23 protein-coding genes are annotated in these 24432 nt (G+C 66.8%); 18 read left to right on the top strand and 5 right to left on the bottom strand.

Annotated elements, in window-relative coordinates; genetic code table 11:
• Nucleotides 1–258: 258 nt before the first annotated feature.
• The 10 genes from ASE13_RS17460 to ASE13_RS17415 are packed head-to-tail and all read left to right on the top strand — an operon-like array spanning nt 259 to nt 11285.
• The gene (locus tag ASE13_RS17460) at nt 259–1071 is read left to right on the top strand and encodes an aldolase/citrate lyase family protein (RefSeq protein ID WP_235537033.1); all 813 of its coding nucleotides are present in this window, start codon (nt 259–261) and stop codon (nt 1069–1071) included.
• 4 nt (nt 1072–1075) lie between these two features.
• Nucleotides 1076–1906, top strand: coding sequence for an inositol monophosphatase family protein (locus ASE13_RS17455; protein ID WP_056619208.1), 831 nt, complete (start codon nt 1076–1078; stop codon nt 1904–1906).
• Nucleotides 1903–3768, top strand: a complete 1866-nt coding sequence (locus tag ASE13_RS17450; RefSeq protein WP_056619205.1) for an SLBB domain-containing protein — start codon at nt 1903–1905, stop codon at nt 3766–3768. Before ASE13_RS17455 ends, ASE13_RS17450 begins: the two co-directional genes overlap by 4 nt.
• On the top strand, nt 3765–4862 hold the full coding sequence (locus ASE13_RS17445) for a hypothetical protein (protein WP_056619202.1): 1098 nt from the start codon (nt 3765–3767) through the stop codon (nt 4860–4862). The genes ASE13_RS17450 and ASE13_RS17445 overlap by 4 nt, the downstream gene beginning before the upstream one ends.
• A complete protein-coding gene (locus tag ASE13_RS17440; protein WP_056619198.1) occupies nt 4859–5827 on the top strand; it encodes a glycosyltransferase family 2 protein in 969 nt (322 codons plus the stop codon). The genes ASE13_RS17445 and ASE13_RS17440 overlap by 4 nt, the downstream gene beginning before the upstream one ends.
• Nucleotides 5824–7116 carry a hypothetical protein gene (locus tag ASE13_RS17435; RefSeq protein ID WP_056619196.1) on the top strand — a complete coding sequence of 431 codons (1293 nt, stop codon included), beginning with the start codon at nt 5824–5826 and terminating at the stop codon, nt 7114–7116. The genes ASE13_RS17440 and ASE13_RS17435 overlap by 4 nt, the downstream gene beginning before the upstream one ends.
• Nucleotides 7113–8123, top strand: a complete 1011-nt coding sequence (locus ASE13_RS17430) for an NAD-dependent epimerase/dehydratase family protein (protein ID WP_056619193.1) — start codon at nt 7113–7115, stop codon at nt 8121–8123. The genes ASE13_RS17435 and ASE13_RS17430 overlap by 4 nt, the downstream gene beginning before the upstream one ends.
• A complete protein-coding gene (locus ASE13_RS17425) occupies nt 8120–9940 on the top strand; it encodes a thiamine pyrophosphate-binding protein (RefSeq protein WP_235537032.1) in 1821 nt (606 codons plus the stop codon). Before ASE13_RS17430 ends, ASE13_RS17425 begins: the two co-directional genes overlap by 4 nt.
• The gene (locus ASE13_RS17420; RefSeq protein ID WP_235537031.1) at nt 9940–10341 is read left to right on the top strand and encodes a GtrA family protein; all 402 of its coding nucleotides are present in this window, start codon (nt 9940–9942) and stop codon (nt 10339–10341) included. Before ASE13_RS17425 ends, ASE13_RS17420 begins: the two co-directional genes overlap by 1 nt.
• Complete coding sequence (locus ASE13_RS17415) at nt 10338–11285, top strand: class I SAM-dependent methyltransferase (RefSeq protein WP_056619183.1); 948 nt, start codon at nt 10338–10340, stop codon at nt 11283–11285. The genes ASE13_RS17420 and ASE13_RS17415 overlap by 4 nt, the downstream gene beginning before the upstream one ends.
• On the opposite strand, the gene rfbG is transcribed toward ASE13_RS17415, so the two are convergent.
• Together rfbG and rfbF are read right to left on the bottom strand one after the other, a co-directional pair.
• Complete coding sequence (gene rfbG, locus ASE13_RS17410) at nt 11240–12313, bottom strand: CDP-glucose 4,6-dehydratase (RefSeq protein ID WP_235537030.1); 1074 nt, start codon at nt 12311–12313, stop codon at nt 11240–11242. The two genes, ASE13_RS17415 and rfbG, sit on opposite strands and share 46 nt — an antisense overlap.
• Nucleotides 12310–13083 carry a glucose-1-phosphate cytidylyltransferase gene (gene rfbF, locus ASE13_RS17405; RefSeq protein ID WP_056619180.1) on the bottom strand — a complete coding sequence of 258 codons (774 nt, stop codon included), beginning with the start codon at nt 13081–13083 and terminating at the stop codon, nt 12310–12312. The genes rfbG and rfbF overlap by 4 nt, the downstream gene beginning before the upstream one ends.
• A 28-nt stretch (nt 13084–13111) precedes the next feature.
• Here rfbF and ASE13_RS17400 point away from each other — a divergent pair, with 28 nt between their 5' ends.
• Entirely contained in the window at nt 13112–14773 is a 1662-nt protein-coding gene (locus tag ASE13_RS17400) for an ArnT family glycosyltransferase (protein ID WP_162254712.1), read from the top strand.
• On the opposite strand, the gene ASE13_RS17395 is transcribed toward ASE13_RS17400, so the two are convergent.
• On the bottom strand, nt 14774–15679 hold the full coding sequence (locus ASE13_RS17395; RefSeq protein ID WP_056619174.1) for a LysR substrate-binding domain-containing protein: 906 nt from the start codon (nt 15677–15679) through the stop codon (nt 14774–14776). It abuts the gene before it with no gap.
• A gap of 85 nt (nt 15680–15764) precedes the next feature.
• On the opposite strand from ASE13_RS17395, the gene ASE13_RS17390 reads away from it, so the two are divergent.
• The 7 genes from ASE13_RS17390 to ASE13_RS17360 all read left to right on the top strand — a co-directional run bounded on the left by ASE13_RS17390 (nt 15765) and on the right by ASE13_RS17360 (nt 23507).
• A complete protein-coding gene (locus ASE13_RS17390; RefSeq protein WP_056619170.1) occupies nt 15765–16799 on the top strand; it encodes an aldo/keto reductase in 1035 nt (344 codons plus the stop codon).
• Nucleotides 16800–16809: 10 nt separating this feature from the next.
• Complete coding sequence (locus tag ASE13_RS17385) at nt 16810–17985, top strand: MFS transporter (RefSeq protein ID WP_056620076.1); 1176 nt, start codon at nt 16810–16812, stop codon at nt 17983–17985.
• A gap of 219 nt (nt 17986–18204) precedes the next feature.
• Nucleotides 18205–18474, top strand: a complete 270-nt coding sequence (fliQ, locus tag ASE13_RS17380; RefSeq protein ID WP_156404968.1) for a flagellar biosynthesis protein FliQ — start codon at nt 18205–18207, stop codon at nt 18472–18474.
• 10 nt (nt 18475–18484) lie between these two features.
• A complete protein-coding gene (locus tag ASE13_RS17375; RefSeq protein WP_056619168.1) occupies nt 18485–19240 on the top strand; it encodes a flagellar biosynthetic protein FliR in 756 nt (251 codons plus the stop codon).
• Nucleotides 19241–19245: 5 nt separating this feature from the next.
• Nucleotides 19246–20331: a flagellar biosynthesis protein FlhB gene (locus ASE13_RS17370; RefSeq protein ID WP_056619165.1), complete on the top strand. Its 1086-nt coding sequence runs from the start codon at nt 19246–19248 to the stop codon at nt 20329–20331.
• Between the two features lie 5 nt (nt 20332–20336).
• Nucleotides 20337–22361 carry a flagellar biosynthesis protein FlhA gene (locus tag ASE13_RS17365; RefSeq protein WP_056619158.1) on the top strand — a complete coding sequence of 675 codons (2025 nt, stop codon included), beginning with the start codon at nt 20337–20339 and terminating at the stop codon, nt 22359–22361.
• A gap of 9 nt (nt 22362–22370) precedes the next feature.
• Nucleotides 22371–23507, top strand: coding sequence for a tetratricopeptide repeat protein (locus ASE13_RS17360; protein WP_082597002.1), 1137 nt, complete (start codon nt 22371–22373; stop codon nt 23505–23507).
• A gap of 19 nt (nt 23508–23526) precedes the next feature.
• On the opposite strand, the gene ASE13_RS17355 is transcribed toward ASE13_RS17360, so the two are convergent.
• Together ASE13_RS17355 and ASE13_RS17350 are read right to left on the bottom strand one after the other, a co-directional pair.
• Entirely contained in the window at nt 23527–23874 is a 348-nt protein-coding gene (locus ASE13_RS17355; protein WP_056619152.1) for a hypothetical protein, read from the bottom strand.
• Complete coding sequence (locus ASE13_RS17350; RefSeq protein WP_056619149.1) at nt 23871–24431, bottom strand: tetratricopeptide repeat protein; 561 nt, start codon at nt 24429–24431, stop codon at nt 23871–23873. Before ASE13_RS17350 ends, ASE13_RS17355 begins: the two co-directional genes overlap by 4 nt.
• Nucleotide 24432 lies beyond the last annotated feature (1 nt).

Here is a 24432-nt window from a genome sequence, read left to right as displayed (position 1 = left end):
CGCCGCGGAAAGCCGCACGGCTGCCGCCGGGGAGTTCGGTGATGCCCGGCGCCACCGGCTCAGAGTCCGGGGAGGACGAGAGCAACAGAACCAGGTGGAAAGGCAACAGGCCGGGCATCATTGTTTTGACGGAGCCGTTCGGGACGACCCGTAAGCCCGGAACGAAAAAAATTCCGCCTGCCGAAATCTTGCGGGAAGCCCGCCCAAGCTCCGTCTCACTCCCTGCCAGTACATGCTTTTTCAGCCAGGGAGGCGAGGATGAACCCCACCGAACGCCGCATGCTCGACATGCTCAAAATGGGTCGCGACCGCTATGGCGTCGTTGCGGTCAAGGCGGAATTCGAGGCCGAGGGCACGCGACCCGACGAGTTCCTGCGCCTGCTCGAGCTCGCGCATCGCGCCGATCTCAAGGTCGCGCTCAAGATCGGCGGCTGCGAGGCGGTGTCGGACCTGCTCGCCTCGAAGCTCTACGGCGTCGATCACGTCATCGCGCCGATGGTCGAGACACCCTACGCCCTCACCAAGTTCGCCGAGGCCAGGGCCAAGACCTATGGCGATAATCCCGAAGGCACGCAGTTCCTGTTCAACCTCGAGACCGAGGCGACGCTGCGCAATCTCGGCGCGATGCTGCCGATCGCCAGGGAAAAGCTCGACGGAATCGTCTTCGGCCGCGTCGACTTCACCCTTTCGCGCGGGCTGCCGCGCAACGCGATCAACGATCGCCAGATCACCGACGCCGTGCTGCGGGTCGCGCAGGCCTGCGCCACGCACGATCTCACGCTCGTGGTCGGCGGCTCGATCGCGGTCGAAGCAGGGCCTGCCCTGCGCGAGATCCGCAGTGTGCGGCTGGACCGGTTCGAGACCCGGAAAGTGATCTTCGACGGCGCGGCGGCCACCTCGCCGTCGTTCGAGGCAGGCATCGCCAATGCAGTGGCATTCGAACTCGCCTGGCTGGAGAACAAGCGCGATCATTATAGCGCGATTGCGGACGAGGATTCGTCGCGCATCCGCATGATCCAGGAGCGCAGCGCCGACGCGGCGGCCGATCGTCTCGCCAGCGCGGCTGCCTGATCCGATGCCGCTGCACGAAGAGGTCTCGGCGCTGATGCGCATGGTCGCCGCCGAAGTGATGATGCCGCGCTTCCGCGGCCTCGCCGACGCGGAGATCGCCATCAAGAGCGCGGGCGAAGTCGTCACCATAGTCGACCGCGAGGCCGAGCTTCGCCTGCACGACGGACTGGCGGCGCTCGGGCTCGGCGCACGGATCATCGGCGAGGAAGCGGCAGAGGAAGATCCGGCCTTGCTTGACGGCGTCGGCGAAGGCTTGGTCTGGCTGATCGACCCGCTCGACGGCACCGCCAACTTCGCCGGCGGCCGTGCGCCGTTCGGCATGATGGTCGCCTTGGTCGAGAATGGCAGCACGGTCGCCGGCTGGATCCTCGATCCGCTGAACGGCCGGATGTGCCACGCCGTGCGCGGGATGGGCGCGACCTGCGACGGCGCCCTCGTTCGTGCCCGTCCGAGCGGCGCGCCACGCCCGCGCGCTGCGCTCGGCACCCATTTCCTAGCCCCGGATCATCGCGCGCGGGTGCACGCCCGGGCTGATCTCGACCTCGATGTCGTCCCCGTCCCCCGCTGCGCCGCCGCAAGCTATCCGCGCCTCGCGCACGGCGAGGATGATGTCGCTTTGTTCCAGCGCATCCTTCCCTGGGATCACGCCGCCGGTGCGCTGTTCGTCACCGAGGCGGGTGGGCTCGTCACGCATTGGGATGGTTCGCCGTGGCGCGTCGGCGGCCGCGGCATCGGCGTGCTCGCCGCCGCCAGCCCGTGGCTGTGGGAGCGCGCCGCCGATGTCCTTCTCCACCCCGCGGCCGGATTGGTCGAAGAGGATCGTCTCGCCGCATGATTTCCCGATGGAAGCTCTTGGCCGGCTGCGCGCTCGCCGCCGCACCCTTGCCCGCGACTGCCCAACTCGCCTCGCCGGTCGCGGCGGGGCAGCAACAGCAAGCGGACCCGCTCGGCCGCCGCGCCGCCGCGGCGCAGGTCGCGGTCCCGCAGGCCGAGGCCGCACCCTATCAACCGACCGTCATCGGTGTCCTCGCGCCCGATCCGCGCGGCGCCCTTGATCGGCCGCAGGACAATGCCACCCGGCCAGTGCCCCCGACACCGCCCAGCGAATTCGAGAACTTCGTCTCCGCCGCGGCCGGCACGCCGCTCAGGCGCTTCGGCGCCGACCTGCTCGTGCCCGGCGCGCGCGACTTCACTGCCGGCCCGAGCGCGACCGTGCCACCGGACTATCGCCTCAACCCGGGCGACGAACTGCTGCTCGGCCTCACCGGCTCGGTGCAGGCAGCCAACCTCCGCCTGACGATCGACAGCGAGGGGCGCATCTTCGTCCCCCGCATCGGCGCGATCACCGTCGGCGGCGTGCGCTATGGCGACGTGCACGACGTCATCGCGCGCCGGGTTTCACGGCAGTATCGCGGTTTTCAGCTGGAGGTTGCGGTTGGGCGCCTGCACGGGGTGACGGTCTATGTCACCGGCTTTGCCGCGTCGCCGGGCTCGTACACGGTCGGCAGCCTGTCGACGCTCGTCAACGCCGTGCTGGCTTCGGGGGGGCCGGCCGCGGGCGGAAGCTTCCGCTCGATCCAGCTGCGCCGAGGCGGTCGGGTCGTCTCGGACTTCGACCTCTACGATCTGCTGCTCAAGGGCGACCGCAGCGGCGATGCCGTCCTCCAGAACGGCGACGTGCTCTATATCGCCCCGGCCGGTGAGCAGGTCGCAGTGATCGGCAGCGTGAATCGCGAGGCGATCTTCGAACTAGCTCCCGGCGAGACGCTCAATGACGCGATCCTCTATGCCGGCGGCGTCAACACGGTGGCGGACGCGAGCCGGTTGATGGTGTTCGATTCGCTCGGCCGCGGACAGACGGGCTGGGAGGAACTGGGCGCGTCGGAAGCGGCGACCCGGAAGGCGCGCCGTGGCGACATCGTCCGCGTGCTCTCCAATGTCGGCATCGCCCGCCCACTCGAGCAACAGGCGGTGCTCGTCACGATCAGCGGCGAGGTATCGAAGCCCGGCCGCTATTATTTCAAGCCGGGTACGCGCCTCGCCGACGTGGTGACGCAGGCCGGCGGGCTGACCGCACAGGCCTTTCCCTATGCCAGCGTCATCACCCGCGAGAGCGTCAAGGCGCAGCAGCAGCAGAGCTTCGAACGCGCCGTCGAGGATGTCGAATTGTTGCTGACCTCGCAGCCGGTGACTTCGGCCAATCGCGCCCAGCTGGTCCAGCCCGCCAATCTCACCCTGGTCCGCTCGATCGTCGATCAGCTGCGCGAACGCAAACCCAGTGGGCGCCTCGTCTTCGACCTGCCGGTGACTGCAACCGCGCTTCCGGGCGACCTGATCCTCGAGAATAACGACACCATCTACGTGCCCCCGCACCCGGTGACGGTCGGCGTGTTCGGCGCGGTGCCGACACCCGCCTCCTTCGCCTATCGCGATGGCGCCACGATCGGCGATTTCGTCCGGCTGGCCGGCGGCGTGCAGAAGATGGGCGACAAGGGCGAAGTCTTCGTCGTGCGCGCCAACGGCACCGTGCTGGCCGACGGCAAGCGCGTGCTGCGCGCACCCGCTTTGCCCGGCGACCTCGTCTACGTCCCAATCGACGCCAATCGCGGCGAGTTCTGGGCGCGCTTGCGCGACATCACGGGCAGCCTATTCGGCGGGCTGGTCGGCGCGGCCACGATCAAGGGGCTGACGGATTGAGCCCGATCGCGTTCGTACAGGAACCGCGCCGCCGCCGGATCGGCTATGCGGTGCTGGCGGTGCTCCTCGCAGTCCTATGCGTCTTCCCCCAGCCTTATGTCGCCCGCGCCAAATTGGTGCCGCAGGACAATAACAGCATCGGTCTCGGCTCGATGATGAATGCGCTGGGCGGGCAGCTCCAGGGATTCGCGGCGCTGTTCGGCGGCGCCAAGCAGCCGATCGACATGTACCTCGCGATCGCGCGCGGCACCGAAGTCACCGATGCCGTCATCCAGAAGCTCAAGCTGGTCGGTCCGAGAGGTTATGCCAGCCAGGATCGCGCCCGCGTCGCCTTGGGGAAGAAAGCCGACATCCACTCGCTGACCGGCGGGATCGTCGAAGTCGAGGTCCGCACCCATGATCCGCGCCAGGCCGAGGCGATGACGCGCGCTTATGTGCAGGCGATCAGCGACCGGATCATCGCGCTGGGCCGCGACCGAGTCCGCCGCAAGCGCGAGGTAGTGCAGGAGCGCTTCAAGGAAGCGGCAGACCGCGTCGTGAAGAGCGAAGCCGCACTCAATGGCTTCCGGCGCCGGAATAAGCTGGCGGAACCCGAGGCGCAGCTCGGCTCGGCGCTGTCGCTGCGCGCGGGACTGGAGGCGCAGTTGCAGGCCAAATTGGTCGAGCTCCAGACGCTCCAACGCTTCCAGGGCGAGGAGAACCCCCAGCTCCAGGCGGTGCAGTCCGAAGTCGCGTCGCTGCGCGGCCAGATCGCGCGGACCGCCAGCCCGAGCGCCGGGGTCGCTGGTCCTAATGTCGCCGGCCTGTCCGAAGTTTCGGGTGAGTATCTAAACCTCTATCGCGACTATCGCTTCGCGCAGGCGCTGTACGAAGTCTATGCACGCTCGTCCGAGGAAGTCGCGGTGGAGACGCTGGCGTCCGAGACCGCGTCGGACGTCCAGCTGATCGAGGCGCCGCGGCTCGATTCCGAGCGCAAGTACAACATTCCCGCAGTGGCGCTGCTGGCGCTGCTGATAGCCCTCGCGCTGTTCACTGAAGTCTATGCCCCCGCGACCGGCATCGACCTGCGCTTGCGTCCCAAGGCCGCGCAATGACGCCCGAACTGTCGATCGTCATCCCCTGCTTCAACGAGCAGGAGAATGTGCGCGCGATCTGCGCCGCGGTGACCGTCGAGGCGGCGCGGCACGTCCGCTCGCACGAGATAGTGCTGATCGACAACAACTCGACCGACGGCACCCGCGACCTGATGCGCACGCTTTGCGCCGAAGACCCGCGGATCCGCGCGATCCTCAACAATCGCAATTATGGCCAGATGCGCTCGCCGACCTATGGCATCTACCAGGCCGAGGGCGCGGCAGTGATCGGCATGTGCGCCGACTTCCAGGACCCGCCGGCGATGATCGGCGAATTCGTCCGTCAGTGGCGCGCGGGGGCGCAGGTCGTGCTCGGCCAGCGGCGCTCGGAGCGCGCCTCGCCACTGCTCGGCGCCACCCGCCGGCTGGGCTACGCCTTTCTGCGCAAGTTCGGCGACTATCCCGTGATCCCCGGCGCTACCGGCTTCGGCCTGTACGATCGCGAAGTGATCGACACGCTGGCAGCGTGGAACGAACCCGAGCCTTTCTTCCGCGGCATGCTCGTCGAAAGCGGTTTCCGGCTGGCCGTAATTCCCGTCGACCGGCCCGAGCGCGCCGCTGGAACGAGCAAGAACGATTTCGCCGCTTTGGCTTCCTTCGCGCTGTCGGGCCTCGCCGGATCGGCCAAGTCGCTGCTGCGGCTGCCGATCCTGCTCGCGTTCTTCGCCGCAGGGATCGCCTTGCCGCTGCTCGTCGCGGCGACGATCGCGACGGTGACGGGGGGATCCTGCCTCGCACTGTTCGGCTTCGCATGCGGCTTCGGCATGTTCGCCATATTGCTCCTGTTCCTCGGCCTGATCGGCGAGCAGGTCCGCGTGCTCGCCGAGCGCAGCCGCAACGTGCCGCTGGTGATCGAGGCCGAACGGATCAACTTCCCCTCCGATCGCGCCCGGCCGGCGGCGCGCACCCTGATCCGGCGGCCGTGAACGGGCGCCTGCGCCTCCTGCCGGAGCTGCTGCTCGCACTCGCCGTGGTGGCGAGCGTGGTCTCCACCGCCATGGCGTTCCGCGCGACCGGCTATCTGCCGCAACCCTTCGTGTTCGACACCAACGACACGTTCATGGACTGGTTCAACACCGCTTTCTGGGCGAACCGCCCCGGCGCCTATGACGTGTGGCGGAGCATCTACCCGCCTTTGTCGTTCGTGTTCCTCGACCTGTTCAGCCTGCCCGGCTGCTATCTCCAGTCACCGTTCTACGCCCGCGACTGCGATTGGCTCGGCACCGCGACGATACTCGGCTTCTACGTGCTCGACGTGGTGCTGGTCTGGCTGAGCTTCCGCCGCGCCGATCCGCGCACCGCGCCGATGCGCACGATCGCCTTCGGGCTCGGTCTGCCGCTCCTCTTCACGCTCGAGCGCGGCAACCTCATCCTCGTTGCCTTCGCCTGCTTCGTCATCGCCCATGGCCCGCTCGTCACACGCGGACCGTGGCGCTGGCTGGCCGAAGCGGTGACGATCAACTTCAAGCCCTATCTGCTGCTCCCGGTGCTCGCCCACGCGGTGAAGCGCGACTGGCGCGCACTCGAGCTGGCGGGGATCGCCACGATCTTCCTCTATCTCGTCACGCTGGCGATCGTCGGTGCCGGCACGCCGGTCGAGCTGGTGGCGAACACCGCCAATTGGGTCGTCTTCCAGAGCGGGCAGGTGTGGAACGAGATCCATTATTCGACCAGCTACGCGCCCTTGCTGCTGGTCCGCGGCTCGCAGATTCCGATACTTCAGTTCGTACCCTCGCGCACCGTCGAGAACATCGAGTTCCTCGTGCCCATCGTGATCCGCGCCAGCCAGGCGATCGCATTGCTCACATTGGCGGGCGCATGGCTCCAGCCCAAGGCCCTTCCCCTCCACCGCATATCGACGATCCTGCTCGCCGCGTATCTCGTGACGCAGTCGCCGGGCGGCTACACTCAGACCTTCCTGCTCTTCCTCCTTTTGCTCGAGCCGTGGAAGGGTGTCGGCCCGATCGTCGCGATCGTCTGTGCCTATCTGCTGTGCCTCGTCACCGATTGGCCGCTGTCGACGGTGCTCGAACTCTCCACCAACAGCTGGCTGAGCGGCCAGCCGGTGACGCCGAGTTTCGGCCTCGCCGTCGGCCATTTCGTCCGGCCGGGGCTGGTGGCGCTGATCCTCTGGGCGCTCGCGCTCGACAGCATCGTCCGGGTGGTCCGCGCCCATCGGACGCACCGCCCGTCGCTCGGGCTCGCGCCGGCATGATCTTCGGACAGGACCTCGCGGCGATCGATAAGGCGCTCGCGCCGCTCTGGCCGCGGCTTTCCGGGGCGCGGATCTTCATGACCGGCGGCACCGGATTCATCGGCCGCTGGATGCTCGAAGCGCTGGCCCGCTCGAGCGTCGATGCCCAAGTGACTTTGCTCAGCCGCGATCCCGACAGTTTTGCCGAACGCGTGCCGCACCTCGCCGCACGCTTCCGTCTTGTCGCCGGAGATACGACGAGCTTCACCACTCCTGCCAACGACTATACGCATGTCATCCACGCGGCGACCGATGCAAGCGCAGCGCTCAACGCCAACGACCCGCGCCGGATGTTCGACACGATCGTCCAGGGAACCCGGCGCGCGCTCGATCTTGCCACGGACTGCCGCGCACGCTTCTTCTTCCTGAGCTCGGGCGCGGTCTATGGCGCACAGCCACAGCACATAACGCACGTCGCCGAGGACTGGCGCGGCGGCCCCGATCCCTGCGACCCGCTCTCGGCCTATGGCGAGGGCAAGCGCGCCGCGGAGATGCTCTGCGCGATCTACGCGAAGCAATTCGGCTTGGATGTGGTCAGCGCGCGCATCTTCGCATTGCTCGGCCCCCTCCTCTCGCTCGACACCCATTTCGCCGCGGGCAATTTCATCCGTGACGCGATGCAAAAGCGGACGATCCGCGTCGTGGGATCGGGCGAGGCCGTACGCTCGTACCTCTATGCCGCCGACCTCACCGTATGGCTGTGGACGCTGCTCATTGCCGGCAAGCCCGGCGCGGTCTGCAATGTCGGTTCGGAAGAAGCGGTGTCGATCGCCGAACTGGCGCGCCGCACCGCGTCGCTGCTCGGCGGCCCCGGCGTCGAGATCCTCGGCAAGCCCGACCCCGGCTGGAACCCCGGTCGCTACGTACCCTCTACCGCGCGCATTCGCGCCGAACTCGGCGTCACCGCGACGACCAGCCTCGACGACGCGATCCGCCGCACCGCGCTCTCCAACGGATGGAAACCATGACTAAAGTGAAGCTCGCCGACTGGGTGGCCGAACGGCTCGCCGCGCACGGCATCGACCATGTCTTCATGCTCACCGGCGGCGGCGCGATGCACCTCAACCACGCGCTCGGGACGCATTCGAAGCTCAGGACGACGTTCACCCATCACGAGCAGGCGCTGTCGATGGCGGCCGAGGCCTATTACCGGCTGACCAACCGCCTCGCCGTGGTCAACGTCACGTCGGGGCCCGGCGGCACCAATGCGATCACCGGCGTCTACGGCGCCTATGTCGATTCGATCGGCATGCTGGTGATCTCGGGCCAGGTGAAGACCGAAACCACTGTCCGCGCCACCGGCCTGCCCTTGCGCCAGTTCGGCGATCAGGAGCTCGACATCGAGGAGCTCGTCCGCCCGATAACCAAATACGTCACGATGGTCCTCGACCCCCTCAGCATCCGCTACCATCTCGAAAAGGCGCTCTACCTCGCCACGTCCGGCCGGCCCGGTCCGGTGTGGCTCGACATTCCGCTCGACGTCCAGGCGGCGAAGATCGATCCCGATCAGCTTGCCGGGTTCGATCCGGCCGAGCTCGACGAGCCGTGGAAGGCGACCGATCTCGGCGCGACGGCAACTACCATTCTGGAGAAGCTCCGGGCGGCCGAGCGCCCTGTCGTCTTCGCCGGCAGCGGCGTGCGGCTGAGCGGCGCGCATGCCGATTTCCTCCGGCTGATCGAGAAGCTCGGCGTGCCGGTCGTCACTGGCTGGAACGCGCATGACGTGCTGTGGAACGCGCATCCGCTCTATGCCGGGCGGCCCGGCACGGTCGGCGACCGCGGCGGCAACATGGTGACGCAAAGCGCCGACTTGCTGCTGATACTCGGCAGCCGGCTCAACATCCGCCAGGTCAGCTACAATTGGAAGACCTTCGCGCGCGAGGCGTACAAGATCTGGGTCGACATCGATCCGGTGGAGCTGCGCAAGCCGACCGTGTCGCCCGATATGCCCGTCGTGGCGGACCTCGCCGACTTGATCCCCGCCCTGGTCGAAGCGCCCTATGCGGGGCCGACGCCGGAACACCAGGAATGGCTGGAATGGTCGCGCGAGCGCGTCCGGCGCTTCCCCGCGATGCTGCCGGAATATCGCGACCACGGTCCCTCGATCCATCCTTATGCCGCGATGGACGCATTGTTCGCGCAGCTCGGCGAAGACGATGTCGTGGTCACCGGCAACGGCAGCGCCTGCGTGGTCAGCTTCCAGGTCGCCGAGATCAAGCGGGGGCAGCGGCTATGGACCAACTCCGGCTGCGCGACGATGGGCTATGACCTTCCCGCCGCGATCGGGGTGTGCGCGGCGACCGGCGGCAAGCAGCGCGTGATCGCGATCGCCGGCGACGGCAGCATCATGATGAACCTGCAGGAGATGCAGACCATCGCGGGCTACGGCCTCCCGGTGAAGGTCTTCCTGATCAACAATAACGGTTACGTGTCCATCTTCCAGACGCACCGGAACTTCTTCAACGGCGTCGAGGTCGGCGGCGGGCCCAAGAGCAACGTCACCTTCCCCGATTTCTCCAAGGTCGCGGCGGCGTTCGGCTTCGCCTATTTCCGCACGGAATCGCACAACGAACTTCCCGGCGCGATCGCCGACGCACTTGCCGCCGAAGGGCCGGTGGTCTGCGAGATCATGGTCGACGAGCATGTCGCCTTCGCTCCCAAGCTCAGCGCCAAGGCGCACCCCGATGGTCGGATAACCTCGCCGCCGCTGGAAGACCTCTCGCCGTTCCTGCCGCGCGAAACGCTGCGCGAGAACATGCGCATCGCGTTGCTGGAGGAGGAATGATGGCTCGCGCCGAGCGTCCGCTGCGCTTCCTGCTCGCCGGCGCGGCGAACACCGCGTTCGGGCTGGCGATCTATCCGCTGCTGCTGTGGAGCGTTCCCGCGTTCCACACGCACTATCTGATCGCGCTCGGCGTCGCGCAGGCGATCAGCCTGTGTTTCGCTTTCGCGACCTACAAGATCGGCGTGTTTCGTACCCGCGGCAATCTGGCGCGCGAGTTCGGTACTTTCTCCGGCTTCTACCTGTTCAACTACGCCGCGAACTGGGCTGCGCTGCCGCTGCTGGTCGAGCTCGGCGGCGTGCCTCCGATCATCGCGCAGCTCGGCTTCACTGCGCTTCTGATCCTCGGCAGCTGGTTCTGGCATAGCCGCGTCACCTTCCGATCCGCCGGGGGCCTCGTATGAGCGAATTCCTCCAGCGCGCCTGCCCCGCCTGCGGCGTCAGCCACACGCGCGAGGAAGCGCACAGCCCGGTTCGCGCCGAAACCATGACCGTCGAGGCATTACGCCCCTTTTGGTCCGGCCTGTTCAGCGAGAAACGCTTCTTCACCTATCATCGCTGCCTCGGCTGCGGGCTGCTCTACAACCCGGCATTCTTCGATCGCGAACGGCTCGGAAAACTCTATTCGAGCATGGCGCCCAACATGGAGATCGTCTCCAATGATGCCATCGCGGCTACCCAGAAAGGCTATTTCGACGCGGTCCGAGGTGAGTTCGACGGAGGCTATCTCGAGATAGGACCGGACGCCGGCCATATCGTCCGCGAGGCGACGACACGCGGAAGCTTCGAGCATTTCTGGCTGTTCGAACCCAACCGCGCGATCCATGACACGCTCCGCGCCTCGGCTGGAGGCGAACCGGCGACCCTGCTCACCGACATGGACGACCTGTCACCCGTGCCCGATCGCTCGGTGGGATTGGCGGTGATGGTGCATGTGCTCGATCACTTGCTCGACCCGCTGGCGATGTTGACGCAGATCCGCGCCAAGCTGCGGCCCGGCGGCACGCTGCTGATCGTGACGCATAACGAGAAGTCGCTGCTGCGCCGCGTGATGGGCACGCGCTGGCCGCCCTTCTGCCTCCAGCATCCCGAGCTCTACAATCCGGCGACGATCACCGCGTTGCTCGGCCGCGCCGGCTATGCGGGAGTACAGGTGACGCGCAGCCGCAACTATTTCCCGCTGCCGTTCCTCGTGCGCCAGGCGGCGTGGACGCTGGGCCTGAAGCTCGACCTCGTACCGCTGCCCGATGTCTCGCTGGGCCTGCGGCTGGGCAACATGCTCACGCTGGCGACCGCCCCGGCTCAGGCTGCGACGGACAGCGAACCCTGGCTGGCGGCGGCCGAATAAGCGGCGATCTGCGCGAGGGTGACTGCGCGCGCATCCTCCCCGCGGCCGGTCGCCTTGTGCCAGGCGACGATCCAGTCGAGCGTCTGTTCGAGGTTCAACGCCGGCCGCCAACCCAGCGCCGCCCGCGCCTTCGAGCAGTCCAGTCGCAGCAGGCCTGCCTCGTGCACCCGCGAACCATGATCGGCCTGTGGCTGCGGCGCACCGCCCCAAGCCGCGCGCATCCGCTCGACGATCCACGAAACGGGCCGCGTATCGTCATCCGAAGGTCCGAAATTCCACGCATCGGCGAACTGGCGTTCCCCGGCGAGCAGTCGCTCCGCAATCTGGAGATAACCACCTAGAGCTTCCAACACATGCTGCCATGGCCGCACCGCATCGGGTGAACGGATCAGCGGCGCGGCGCCCGCCTCGAAGGCGCGGACGAGGTCCGGCACCAGCCGGTCCTCGGCCCAGTCGCCGCCGCCGATGACGTTGCCGGCGCGGACTGTGGCAAGCGCGGGCCCATTGGCGAAGAACGAGCTGCGATACGCCGCCGCGACCAGCTCCGCGCACCCCTTGCTGCTGCTATAGGGGTCGTGCCCGCCCATCGGATCGCTCTCGCGATAAGGCCAGACCCATTCGCGATTCTCGTAGCATTTGTCGCTGGTGACGCAGACGATCGCCTTAACGCCGGGCGCGCGGCGCGCTGCCTCGAGCAGATGCACCGTCCCCATCACGTTGGTGGCATAGGTCTCGACCGGCTCGCGGTAGGAAATGCGTACCAGCGGCTGCGCGGCGAGATGGAAGATCAGCTCCGGCCGTGATGCCTCGACAACCGCGCGCACCGCGGTCAGATCGCGGATGTCGCCCTCGACATGGTGGACGATCTGGTCGATGCGCGCTGCCGCGAACAGGCTCGGTTCGCTCGGCGGCGGCAAGGCGAAGCCGGTGACTTCGGCGCCTAGGGCGTTGAGCCACAGGCTTAGCCAGCTGCCCTTGAAACCGGTGTGCCCGGTCACGAGCACGCGGCGCCCGCGCCAGCTGTTCACCAGCGCTTCCACGGGGCGTTGCCCGTCTTCCACAATTCGTCGAGATACATCTTGTCGCGCAGCGTATCCATCGGCTGCCAGAAACCGTCGTGGCGGTATCCCATCAGTTCCCCGCCGCGCGCCAGCCGCTCGAGCGGCCCGGCCTCCCAAACGGTATCCGGACCGTCGACCAGATCGAGCACCGAGGGATCGGCGACGAAGAACCCGCCATTGATCTGGCCGCCATCGCCCGCAGGCTTCTCCTTGAAGTCGACCACCTTGCCCGCATCGAACTCGAGCGCACCGAAGCGGCCCGGCGGCGACACCGAAGTGATCGTCGCGCGCAGTCCATGCCGCTTGTGGAAATCGACCAGCGCGCCAACGTCGATGTCAGCGACACCGTCGCCATACGTGAAGCAGAACGGCTCATCGGGATCGAGATAGGGGCGGATCGCAGCCAGGCGCCCGCCGGTCATCGTCGTCGCGCCGGTCTCGACCAAAGTGATCCGCCACGGCTCGCTGCGGGCATAATGGACTTCCATGCCGTTGCCGCCGCGCAGGTCGATCGTCACGTCGGAGGTGTGGAGGAAATAGTTCGCGAAGAACTCCTTGATCAGATAGCCCTTATAGCCGAGGCACACGACGAAGTCGTTGAAACCGCTCGACGAATAGATTTTCATGATATGCCAGAGGATCGGCATGCCGCCGATCTCGACCATCGGCTTCGGCCGCACCGACGTCTCTTCGCCGAGCCGGGTGCCCAGACCGCCGGCCAGGATTACGGTTCGCATCGTCACTCCACGTCATCACTTCAGCACGATGACGTTATCCTTCCTCCCAGCCCGTAAGCGGATCCGCGATTCCTGGACGCAACGCGGCATATTGCTGTCGATCCTGCTGGCGGCGGCGGGGCTGCGCGTTCACGGGATCGGCTTCGGGCTTCCCGCGCTCAACGACCCCGACGAACCGCTGTTCATGATGACCGCGATCGAGATGCTGCGGAACAACAGCCTGAACCCCGGCTGGTTCGGTCACCCGGGCACGATCACGCTCTATTGCCTCGCGCTGATCGACCTGATCGTCGGCAGTATCGGCATCGCCACCGGCCGCTATGCCGATACCGACGCGTTCGTGCGCGCGGTCTATGCCGATCCGGGCATCCTGTTCCTTCCGGCCAGGCTGCTCATCGCGGCCTGCGGGGTCGTCTGCGTCTATCTGACGTGGCGGCTCGGCCGGCGGATCGGCGGCACGCAAACCGGATTGCTGGCCGCGGCCTTCCTGGCGGTCAACGCCGTGCATATCGAATATTCGCAGCTCATTCGCACCGACATCCAGGCCAGCGTCTTCATGCTGCTCTGCCTGTCTTCCTCGCTCTCGATCGCCGAGAACGGCAGGCTGCGCGACACTCTGCTGGCCGGCATCTTCGTCGGACTCGGCTGCGCCACCAAATGGCCCGCCGCGACGATCGCTCTGAGCCCCATCGTCGCCGGAATCTGGCGCATCGGGCAAGGGAAGCGCGAAGCGCGGAACCTGCTCCTGTTCACCGGCGCGGCCGTGGCGACCCTGTTCCTGGCCTCGCCCTATCTGCTGCTCGATTATCCCGCGGTCGTTCGAAACCTGACCGGGGAGGCGCGGCCGGTGCATCCGGGATCGACGGGAGGCGGTCTGCTCGACAATATCGGATGGTATCTGCGCTCGCTGTCCGGATCGTTCGGCGCGGCCGTTGTCGCGCTGGCCATTTTCGGCGCGATCCTGCTGTCGCGGCGCAATCGCGGGCCGGCGATCGCGCTGTTGCCGGGCGTATGCGCCTTCGCCGTACTGATCTCGATCCAGGCGCTGCGCTGGGAGCGCTGGCTGGTGCCGCTGCTGCCCTTCGTCGCGATCATGGCGGGACACGCTGTGCACGCACTTTCGGATATGGCGCGCGCCTGGACGGGCCGCCCGTTGCGGCTCGTCGAGCCGGTCGCCGGCCTGCTCCTGATCCTGCCGATGCTTCCGCCGGTGCAGGATCGCGCCGTCGCGCGCGCGAACGATACCCGCCAGCTCGCCTCGGCGTGGGTCCGCGCGCATGTTCCGTCCGACGCGACGATCCTTGTCGAGCACGCGGCGCTCGACCTGGTCGACGGACCCTGGAAATTGCTGTTTCCACTGGGCAGTGCGGGATGCGTCGATGCCCGGGCGATGCTCGCGGGTCGAATCCGCTATGCCGAGGTGGAAACATTACGGTCGGGCAGTCCGATCGTCGATCTGGCGAGCGTCCCCCCGCCGCGCCTCGAAAGCTGCCGCGCGCGCTATGCGGTGCTGACCCATTATGACCGCTATCGCGACGCGCAGGCCGATTTCGCGACCGAATGGCGCCGATATGCAACGCTCACGCAAGGCGGCAGGCTTCGCGCCGTCATTACCCCCGCCGAGGGGCAGCGCGCGGGTCCGACCGTCCATATCTTCGAATTGGCCCCGCCCGCGCCTGGCCGCCCTTAGTCAGCGCAAGCGCACCGCGAGGAAATCCACGAAGACGCGGACGCGAGCCGGCGTGCTGACGCCCCCGACAAATACCGCGTGGATCTGCTCCACGTCGCCTGGGTTGAATTCCTCGAGAAGCGGCACGAGCCTGCCGTCGGCGATCTCCGTTTCCACGCTGAAGCGGCCGATCCGGGCGATGCCGACGCCCGCGGCCGCCAGCTGGCCCAGGGTCTCGCCGTTGTTCGCCTCGATATTGCCTGCGACGGACAAAGCGAAGTCCCGCCCCTCTCTCCGGAATGGCCAGATCGGCTCCACGCGACGGAAATTGAAGTTGAGGCAGTTGAAGCGGTGCAGGTCCTCGGGAACTTCCGGTCGTCCATGTCGCGCCAGATATTCCGGCGACGCCACGATCACGCGCCGGGTCTCACCCAGCTTTCGGGCGGTGAGCGAACTGTCCGGCAGGGGACCGAAGCGGATCGCGACATCCGCCTGTCCGCCGGCGACGTCCACCAGCGCGTCGTTGAGCGCGATGTCGATCAGGATATGCGGAAAGCGGGCGGCGAACTCCCCCAGCAGCGGCACGACGCAAAGGCGGCCGTGAGAGAGCGCGGCGTTGATCCGCAGCCGCCCGCGCGGCGCACCCTGGTCTGCGATCTGTTGCTCGACATCGTCGAGGTCGGTCAGGATGCGGCGTGCCGCCTGCAAATAGGCCTGGCCCTCCGCGGTGAGAGACAGCGCCCGGGTCGACCGTAGCAAGAGCCTGACCCCCAACCGCGCCTCGATCCGGTCGACCGCGCGGCTGACGGCGGAGGGGCTCATGTCGAGGGCGCGTCCGGCCGCCGAAAAACTGCCGCCCTCCACGACGGCGGAGAAAAGTGCCAGCGCCCGCGCCCTGTCCGATCCTCCACTCAGCTTTGCATCCATCGCATAAATCCTTCGCGTTCGCCGCCGCTACTCCAGCAATGGGCCGCCGTCCATCTATGCGTCGACAACAGCATAACGGTGGATCATGGAATATCGGCAACTCGGAAGTTCGGGCCTGCGCGTCCCGGTGCTCGGCTTCGGCACCGGCACCTTCGGCGGAAAGGGGCCGCTGTTCAGCGCCTGGGGTCAAAGCGATGCCGCCGAGGCACGGCGGCTGATCGACATCTGCATCGACGCCGGAGTGACGCTGTTCGACACGGCCGACGTCTATTCGGGCGGCGCTTCGGAGGAGATTCTGGGCGAAGCGGTTCGGGGACGCCGTGACGCCGTGCTGATCTCGACCAAGACCGGATTGCCGACAAGCGACGAGCCCCAGGATTGGGGAGCATCCCGCGCCCGGCTCGTGCGGGCAGTGGATGAAGCGCTGCTGCGGCTCGGAACCGACTATATCGACCTGCTCCAGCTGCACGCCTTCGACGCGTCCACCCCGACCGAGGAACTGATGCATACGCTCGACCTGCTGATCGCGGCGGGCAAGATCCGGTATGCCGGCGTATCCAACTATCCGGGCTGGCAGCTGATGAAGGCGCAAGGCCTGGCCGAGCGCCATGGCTGGCCCCGGCTGGTGGCGCACCAGGTCTATTATTCGCTGATCGGCCGCGCCTATGAATCCGAGCTGATGCCGCTCGGGGCCGATCAGGGCATCGGCGCACTTGTCTGGAGCCCGCTGGGTTGGGGCCGCCTGACCGGCAAGATCGGTCGCAATCGCCCGATCCCCGCGGGAAGCAGGCTGCACGAGACCGAGCAATTCGCCCCGCCCGTCGAGAACGAACTCCTGTATCGGGTCATCGATGCGCTCGAGGCGATCGCGGCTGAGACCGACAGAACCGTGCCCCAGATCGCGATCAACTGGCTGTTGCGCCGCCCGACGGTCTCGTCGGTGATCATCGGCGCGCGCAACGAAGAGCAGCTCCGCCAGAACCTCGGCGCGACGGGCTGGTCGCTCGCGCCCGAGCAGATCGCGGCACTCGATGCCGCCAGCGAGGTGCTGCCACCCTATCCCCACACGCCCTATCGCCAGCAGGAGGGCTTCGCCCGCCTGAACCCGGCGATGGTCTGAGGAGGCAATGATGAAGCTCAATTTGGGCATCCTCGCCCTCGCCGTCGGAGCATTCGGGATCGGCGTCACCGAGTTCGCGCCCATGGGACTGCTGCCGGTGATCGCCGACGATCTCGGCGTCTCCATCCCCGCCGCCGGCCTGCTGATCAGCGCCTATGCATTCGGCGTGATGATCGGCGCGCCCGTCATGACATTGACCACCGGGCGCGTTCCGCGGCGGACGTTGCTGATCGGGCTCGCCGGCGTGTTCACCGCCGGCAATCTCTTCGCGGCCATGTCCGACAGCTACGGCATGTTGCTGGCGGCGCGCATCGTCACGTCGTTCAATCACGGCGCGTTCTTCGGCGTGGGCTCGGTGGTCGCCGCCGGCCTCGTCGCGCCGGAACGGCGCGCGAGCGCGGTCGCCGCCATGTTCATGGGACTGACGATCGCCACGGTCATAGGCGTGCCGCTCGCGACTTGGGCGGGCGATCATCTCGGCTGGCGGGCTTCGTTCTGGGGCATCGCCGCCCTCGGCGTCGCCACGATGGTCGCGCTGCGACTGACCCTGCCCCCGCTGCCGGCACCGGAAGGCGAAAGCCCCCTCGCGGAGCTGCGCGTCCTCGCGCGCGGCGAAGTGCTGGGCGCGCTCGCGCTGACCGTGCTGGGCTCCGGCGCGATGTTCACTGTCTTCACCTACATCACGCCGATCCTGCACGACGTGACGCATGCCTCTTTGGCCTTCGTGACCGCCATGCTCGTCATTTTCGGCCTGGGGCTGACGGTGGGCAATTGGCTGGGCGGGAAGTTCGCGGACCGCTCGGTCGATCGCACCCTGATCGTGACACTGGCCTCGCTGACTGCGATCCTGATCGCATTCGCCTTCTTCATGCCGCACCCCGGGGCTTCGGCGGTGCTGACCTTCCTGTGGGGCATCGCGAGCTTTGCACTGGTCCCACCGCTGCAAATCCGCGTGATGACCGCCGCCGCGGATGCGCCGAACCTCGCCTCGGCCGTCAATATCGGCGCTTTCAACCTTGGAAACGCGCTGGGTGCGGCATTGGGCGGTGGCGTGATCGCTGCCGGCCTGGGCTATCCGGCCGTGGCCCTCGCCGGGGCTGCGACTTCGGTTACCGGGCTGCTGGCCCTCTTGCTCACGACGCGACGCGCCCGGCCTGCAACGGAAGGGCAGCCCTGCAACGCGTGAGGTCCGGTTGCCCCGCATTGCCCGAGCCGCGCTCGCAACCCGTTCCGGCACCTGTGAAATCGCCACCGCCTGATCCCTCGAATCGCGGTTTCCACATCAAAAGATTCGAGCGGCGCTTTTCGCATTGCCGGTGTCGACCGCGTGCCTATGATCGAACGCGCCGGGCCGGGGGATTCGGGGCAGCCGGCATAGCTTGATTACTGCCGGGGGGCTGTTCGAGTGGAAGCAGATCGCGCGCTCGGCTTGATGAACGACATGCTGTGGAACTGCATCATCGTCGCAGGCCCGGTGCTCGCGGCGACGTTGATTGTCGGACTGGTCGTGAGCGTGCTCCAAGTGGCGACGCAGCTCCAGGAAATCACACTGAGCTACGTTCCCAAGCTGCTGATCGCTGCGGCGCTACTGATCCTGCTCGGGCCCTGGATGATCGCGCGGATCACCGATTTCGCCCGTGGGCTGTTTCTCGCCATCCCGAGCCTCGCTGCTTGACGCCCCCGGAATGGAAGAGCTCACCGGCCAGTTGATAGCGACACTGCTCCTCAGCCTGAGGATTGCGCCGCTGCTTGCCTTCTCGCAGCCGTTCACGCTGATGCGGGTGCCTGCCATGGTGCGGCTGATACTCAGCATCGGCCTGGCGGGATGGCTCGTGGCGTCTTATCCGCAGGCGACCGACCATCACCTTTTCGGGGCGACGAGCTTGCCGATGCTCGCAGTCAGCGAGCTCCTGCTGGGCACAACGCTGGCACTCCCGCTGCAGCTCGCCTTTGCGGCGCTGCTGACCGCCGGTCGTGCGATCGACATCCAGGCGGGGTACGGACTCGCTGTGCTCGTCGATCCCACCACGCGGGCGCAGATGCCTCTGGTCGGCACGCTTTTCGCTTATGCCGGAGGCGCGCTGTTCTTCGCGATCGGCGGCGGCGGCGACCTTCTCGGCGCATGGGCGGCTTCGGTCGAGCACACGCCGCTCGGCAGCGCGGCGATCGGCCGCGATCCCGGTATTCTCGTCGACTTCATGGGCGCAGCGATGCTCATGGCAATCGGCCTTGCCGGAATCGTGCTGCTCGTGCTGTTCGTGCTCGATCTGGCGGTTGCCTTCATGTCCCGCACGCTCCCCCAGATGAACGTGCTGCTGCTCGGTTTCCAGGTGAAGGCGCTGGCGACATTACTGCTGCTGCCGATCGCATTCGCGCTTTCCGGCGCGGTTTTCGTCCGACTGTTGCGCGCAGCGCTCGAAACCATGGTCGAGCTGGGCTGAGCGCGGTGGCGGAACAGCAGGAGCATAACCGCAGCGAGACCGCCACGCCCTTCAAGCTCAGGCGCGCGCGCGAAAAGGGCATGGTCCCGCGCAGTGTCGAGCTTGGCTTCATGGGCGGCCTGCTCGGGCTCGCCGCGTTTCTGGGGATCGCTGGAGAGAGATTTGCGCACACGCTTGCCGAACTGACGCGCGAGACCATCGTCGCGGGCATCGACGCCGCCGGTCAGCCGGAACAGGCGGGCGCACTTCCGGGCCGCATCTACTGGAGCGTGCTCGAGCCGCTGATGCTGCTCGGCGGAACGATCCTTGCGATCGTCGTGCTGCTCGAGATCCTCCAGCTTCGCGGGTTCATCTTCACCGCACACCCGCTCAAACCCGATTTTACGCGCCTGAACCCGGCGAAGGGCCTCAAACGACTATTCTCGGCGCGTCTCCTCAAGGAAACACTCAAAACGGTTCTCAAGACCGCCGTCTACATCACTGCGACCTGGCTGCTTCTTCGCGACGCGGTGACCCGGTACGCCACGACCGCGAGCGAGACCGAGCGCCTCCCGAGCCTCCTCGCGGAGGCGATGATGCGCCTCATCCTCGTGTACATCCTGATCGCCTTCGTGTTCGTCGTACTGGATCAGATCCTCGTGCGCGGCGAATTCGCGAAGCAGATGCGGATGAGCCGGCGCGAAGTCACGCGCGAGGCCAAGGACCGCGAGGGAGACCCTCGCATCAAATCGAAGCGCAAACAGCTCCACCAGGAGTTCGTGGCGGCAAGCCAGGATCTCGGGCAGCTCGCCGGCGCGGACCTGCTGGTCGTCAACCCCCAGCATTTCGCGGTGGCGCTGCGCTACGATCCCGAACGTATGGGTGCACCGACCGTGACGGCCAGGGGCCGCAACCGCTTCGCGCTCGCGCTCAAGGAAGAGGCCTGGCGACGCGGCATCCCGGTGCTCGCCAGGCCGGCGCTCGCGCGCGCGCTCTATCGCGGATGCAGCACCGGCGATGAAATCCCGCCGGCAAATTTCGAAGCCGTCGCAGATCTCTACATCCAGCTACGCCGCGACGCGTCAGCACCCCTCCCATCCGGTCAGTCCTGAAACCCATGTTCCAGAACTTCTTACGCAACAACAAGGATCTGGCGCTGGTGAGCGCGACGATCGCCATTCTGGTGATCCTGTTCGTCCCGATCCCACCGGCGCTACTCGACCTGGCGATCATCCTCAATTTCGGCTTCGGTTTGTCGATCATGCTGCTGACCTTCTATGTCGGCAAGCCCGTCGAGTTCTCCACCTTTCCTTCGCTGCTGCTGGTGGCGACGCTCTACCGGCTCTCGCTGAACGTGGCCGCTACCCGCCTGATCCTTACCGGCGGCAATGCAGGCGAAGTCATTGGGTCGATCGGCGCGTTCGCCGTGCAGGGAAATTTCATCGTCGGGCTGGTCATCTTCGCCATCCTGATCGTGGTCCAATATGTTGTCGTCACCAGCGGCGCGCAGCGTGTTTCCGAAGTCGCGGCGCGCTTCACGCTCGATTCGATGCCCGGCCAGCAGATGAGCATCGACGCAGACCTCAACATGGGGCTCATCGACCAGAAGGAGGCGATCCGCCGCCGCGAAGAACTCGAGAAGGAAGCGAGCTTCTATGGCGCGATGGATGGTGCGTCCAAATTCGTGAAGGGCGATGCGATCGCGGGCATCATCATCCTGCTGATCAACATCATCGCCGGCTGGATCGTCGGCGTGACCCAGATGGGGCTGGAATGGGGCGAGGCGCTCCATCGCTTCACGTTGCTCACGATCGGCGACGGGATCGCCACTCAGCTGCCTGCGCTGATCATCTCGATCGCCACGGGCATCATCGTGACCCGATCTGCTGCCGATCGCCAGCTGAGTGGCGAGGTCTTCCGCCAGCTTGCCTCCGAGCCACGCATTCCCCTCATCGTGGCCGCCGTCCTGTTTGCCTTTTTGCTGATGCCCGGCATGCCCAAATGGCCGATCGCGCTGATCGGAATAGCCGCGCTGGCCGCCTGGTGGCGCATTCGCCGGCTTCGCGCCGTGGAGGCACAGACCTTCATCGACGACGCCGCCGATGCGGCTGCGGGCACCAATTCCGCGCCGGCGCTCGAGGTACGTCTCGGCAACGCGCTTGCCGCCAGTTGGCGCAGCGAGGAAGCGCTCATCCTCGAGCGGATTGCCGGCCTGCGACGGGCGCATGAGCAGGAATTCGGCATCGCCTTCCCCGCCGTCAAACTGGTCGACAGCGAGGATCTTGCCGGTGACGAATACGAGATCCGACTTTTCGGCGCGCGTTACGGCGCGGCTCGGATCGATGCCGAGCGGACCCTCGCCATCGCCTCGCAAAGCAACAAGGCGCCGCTGGAGGGCGTGCAGACGACCGATCCGGCTTTCGGCTTGCCGGCCTTCTGGATCGAACATGCACATAGCGAGGCGGCGCGCGAAGAGGGCTACACTATTGTCGATCCAGTGACGGTGCTGATCACCCACTTCGGCGACATTGTCCGTAGCGAAGTCAGTACACTGCTCACCCGCGCCTCGGTCGCCGCCCTGCTCGACGATGTGCGCTCGCGGCAGCCGGGGCTGGTCGAGGAACTGGTGCCGAACACGCTTGCGGTGTCGGACGTCCAGCGCGTGCTGCAGAACCTGCTCGCGGAAGGCGTATCGATCGCCAATCTCGACCTGATCGTCGAACATCTGGTCGATCTCGCGCGCAACCAGAAGGACCCGGCCGAGCTGACCGAACTGGTGCGGCAACGCATCAGCTACACGATCTGCCAGCAGCTTCGCGGACGCCATGATGACCTCGCCGTGCTCAGCCTCGATCCGCGGGTCGAGAACCAGATCGTCGCCAGCATCAGCGCCAGCACGGGCAATGGCTCACTGGTCGTTGAGCCGCGGCTCGCCGAACAGATGATCCGCAAGCTTTCACCGCTCGCCGATGAAATGTTCAAGCAGGGCCGCGCGCCCGTGCTTCTGTGTGGAGCCGAGATTCGCCGTCATCTCAGGAGCCTGACACGCCGCAGCATCCCGAGGCTGTCGATCCTCTCGGTGAGCGAGATTCCGATGCGGATCAGCCTCAAATCATTCGACGTAGTACGGCTGGAAGGATAATTATCGACGATGTCCCAAGCCCCTTCCCCGTCCGCGACAACCGGTCGTTACGCGCGTCTCGCCGCATTGCTCGACCATGATCCCGACAATGTCCGGCTGATAGCCGATGCCGCTTCGGCGGCATTCGAGGAAGGGCAATATGAGGAGGCCGCTGCCCTGCTCGGCCGGCACGAGCGGATTGCGCCCCTCCCGTTCGAGGCGCTGCACCTCGCCGGTCTCATCGCGATGCGGCGCCAGGACTGGGAAGGCGCCGCCACATACTTCGCCCGGCTGATGGAGGCGGGCCAAGATGCACCGGCGATCCGCTTCAATCGCGCTTGGTCGCTGGCCATGGCCGGCAAGTTCGACGCGGCATTGGACCTGCTCGACCAGGCAAGCGTGGAATCGCTTCCGCAGGCGGCACAGCTGCTGGTGCAGTTGCTGCACGATCGCGGCGATTTCGATGCCGCGACGGCGCAGGCTCGTCATCTTTTCGCGCTGCATCCGGGGCATCGCGGGCTGGCTGCGGTGACCGCGACCCTCGCGATCGACATCGAGGATCTCGAGCTCGCGCGACGCGCGGCGGAACAGGCCGGCGATCATCCGGACGCGCTGACCACACTCGGCACTCTCGCGCTCGGCGAGGACGATCCCGACGAAGCCGCGCTGCTCTTCGATGCAGCCCTGGCGCGCGCGCCTTCATCGCCACGTGCCTTGGTGGGCCGGGGTCTGGTGCGTATGCTCGGCGGCGACAAGGTCCGTGCCACGGCCGATCTGGACAAGGGAGCGGAACTATTCGGAACCCATCTCGGCTCATGGATCGCCGCGGGCTGGGCGCATTTCATCGCGGGAGACCACGCGGCCGCCAGACAGCGGTTCGAGACCGCCCTGGCGCTCGATGACAATTTCGCCGAATCGCATGGATCACTCGCAGTGGTGGACCTGCTCGACGGCAAGCTGGAGAAAGCCCGGCAGCAATGCGAAGTCGCGCTTCGCCTGGACCGTCAATGCTTCTCGGCAGCACTCGCTTCGATGCTGCTGTCCGCCGGTGCCGGGGATACCGATACGGCGCAGCGAATCTTCGAGAAGGCACTCCACACAAAAATCGACGCCAGCGGCCGGACCGTTGCGCAGGCACTGGCGCGCCTCGGCACACGGCTCGGCTGAACGACCTCGAGCGAAAAGTTCAATCTGCGCGCAGCTGCGCCACCGCGCGATCGACAAGTTCAGCCCCGCCCGGCACGTCGGTGATGATACGCAGCACATTGTCGATTACGGATTGAAACGCCGGATCGTTGCTCATCGATTCGCCGAACGCGTCGAGCAATAGGCCGCGGACCACCGCGCGGCGAACCTCCTCTTCGAGCAGCCCGTCGAGCGCAGCCAATGCGCGGGCACGCTCCAGCGGCGGAGCGGTGGCCGCCGTCGATCGCGCCGTACTGGCGCTGCGCTCCGCATTCCGGCCCCGGCCGGAGCGCTCCAGCTGCTCGCGCAGCAGCAAGAGCACCTGATCGACATTGCCGATACGGGTCAATGCGTCGTTCCGCGCGCGCCGAGCTGATCGAGCAGAAAGGATGTGGCGGACGTCTCCGCCTCGGCTGGAGGTCCGTCGGGCGCAAGGGCGCGGCACTGATCGATGATCAGCTGCATGTCGCGATTGAGTGGCAAATTCTCGTCATTGGCGGCGATCCCCGCCTCGAGCGCGGTGACGGTCTCACCGAAACGGTCATGCACCAGGTACCGCAGCCCCGTAACGAAGAGCGCGAGATAGTGGTCGGCGGGAAGCTCGGTCAGCGGCTCCCAGGTGGCGAGCGCGCGGACCGCTTCGCCCGACGTCAGTTCGAAGAAGCCGAGCTGGAAGCGCGCCAGCGCAAAGTCGGGGGCAAGCTGCACGGCACGGCTCAGCGCCGCATGCGCCTCGATCGGGCGCGCCCGCCCGGCGAGCATGGAGCCGCGCAGGAATTGCAGCCTCGGATCTTCGGGATAGGCCTCGACCAGCCGTTCCGCCAGCGCCAGCTCGTCGGGCGCGCTCGCGCTCATCGCCGAGAGCAGCTGCTCCATTTCCTCATCGCTGCACAGGCTCATGACCATC

Origin of the sequence: Sphingomonas sp. Root241, from assembly GCF_001428865.1 — a bacterium.
GTDB lineage: Bacteria > Pseudomonadota > Alphaproteobacteria > Sphingomonadales > Sphingomonadaceae > Sphingomonas.
The sequence above is the reverse complement of the archived record's forward strand: the minus strand, read 5'-3'. Positions and strand labels throughout refer to the sequence as shown.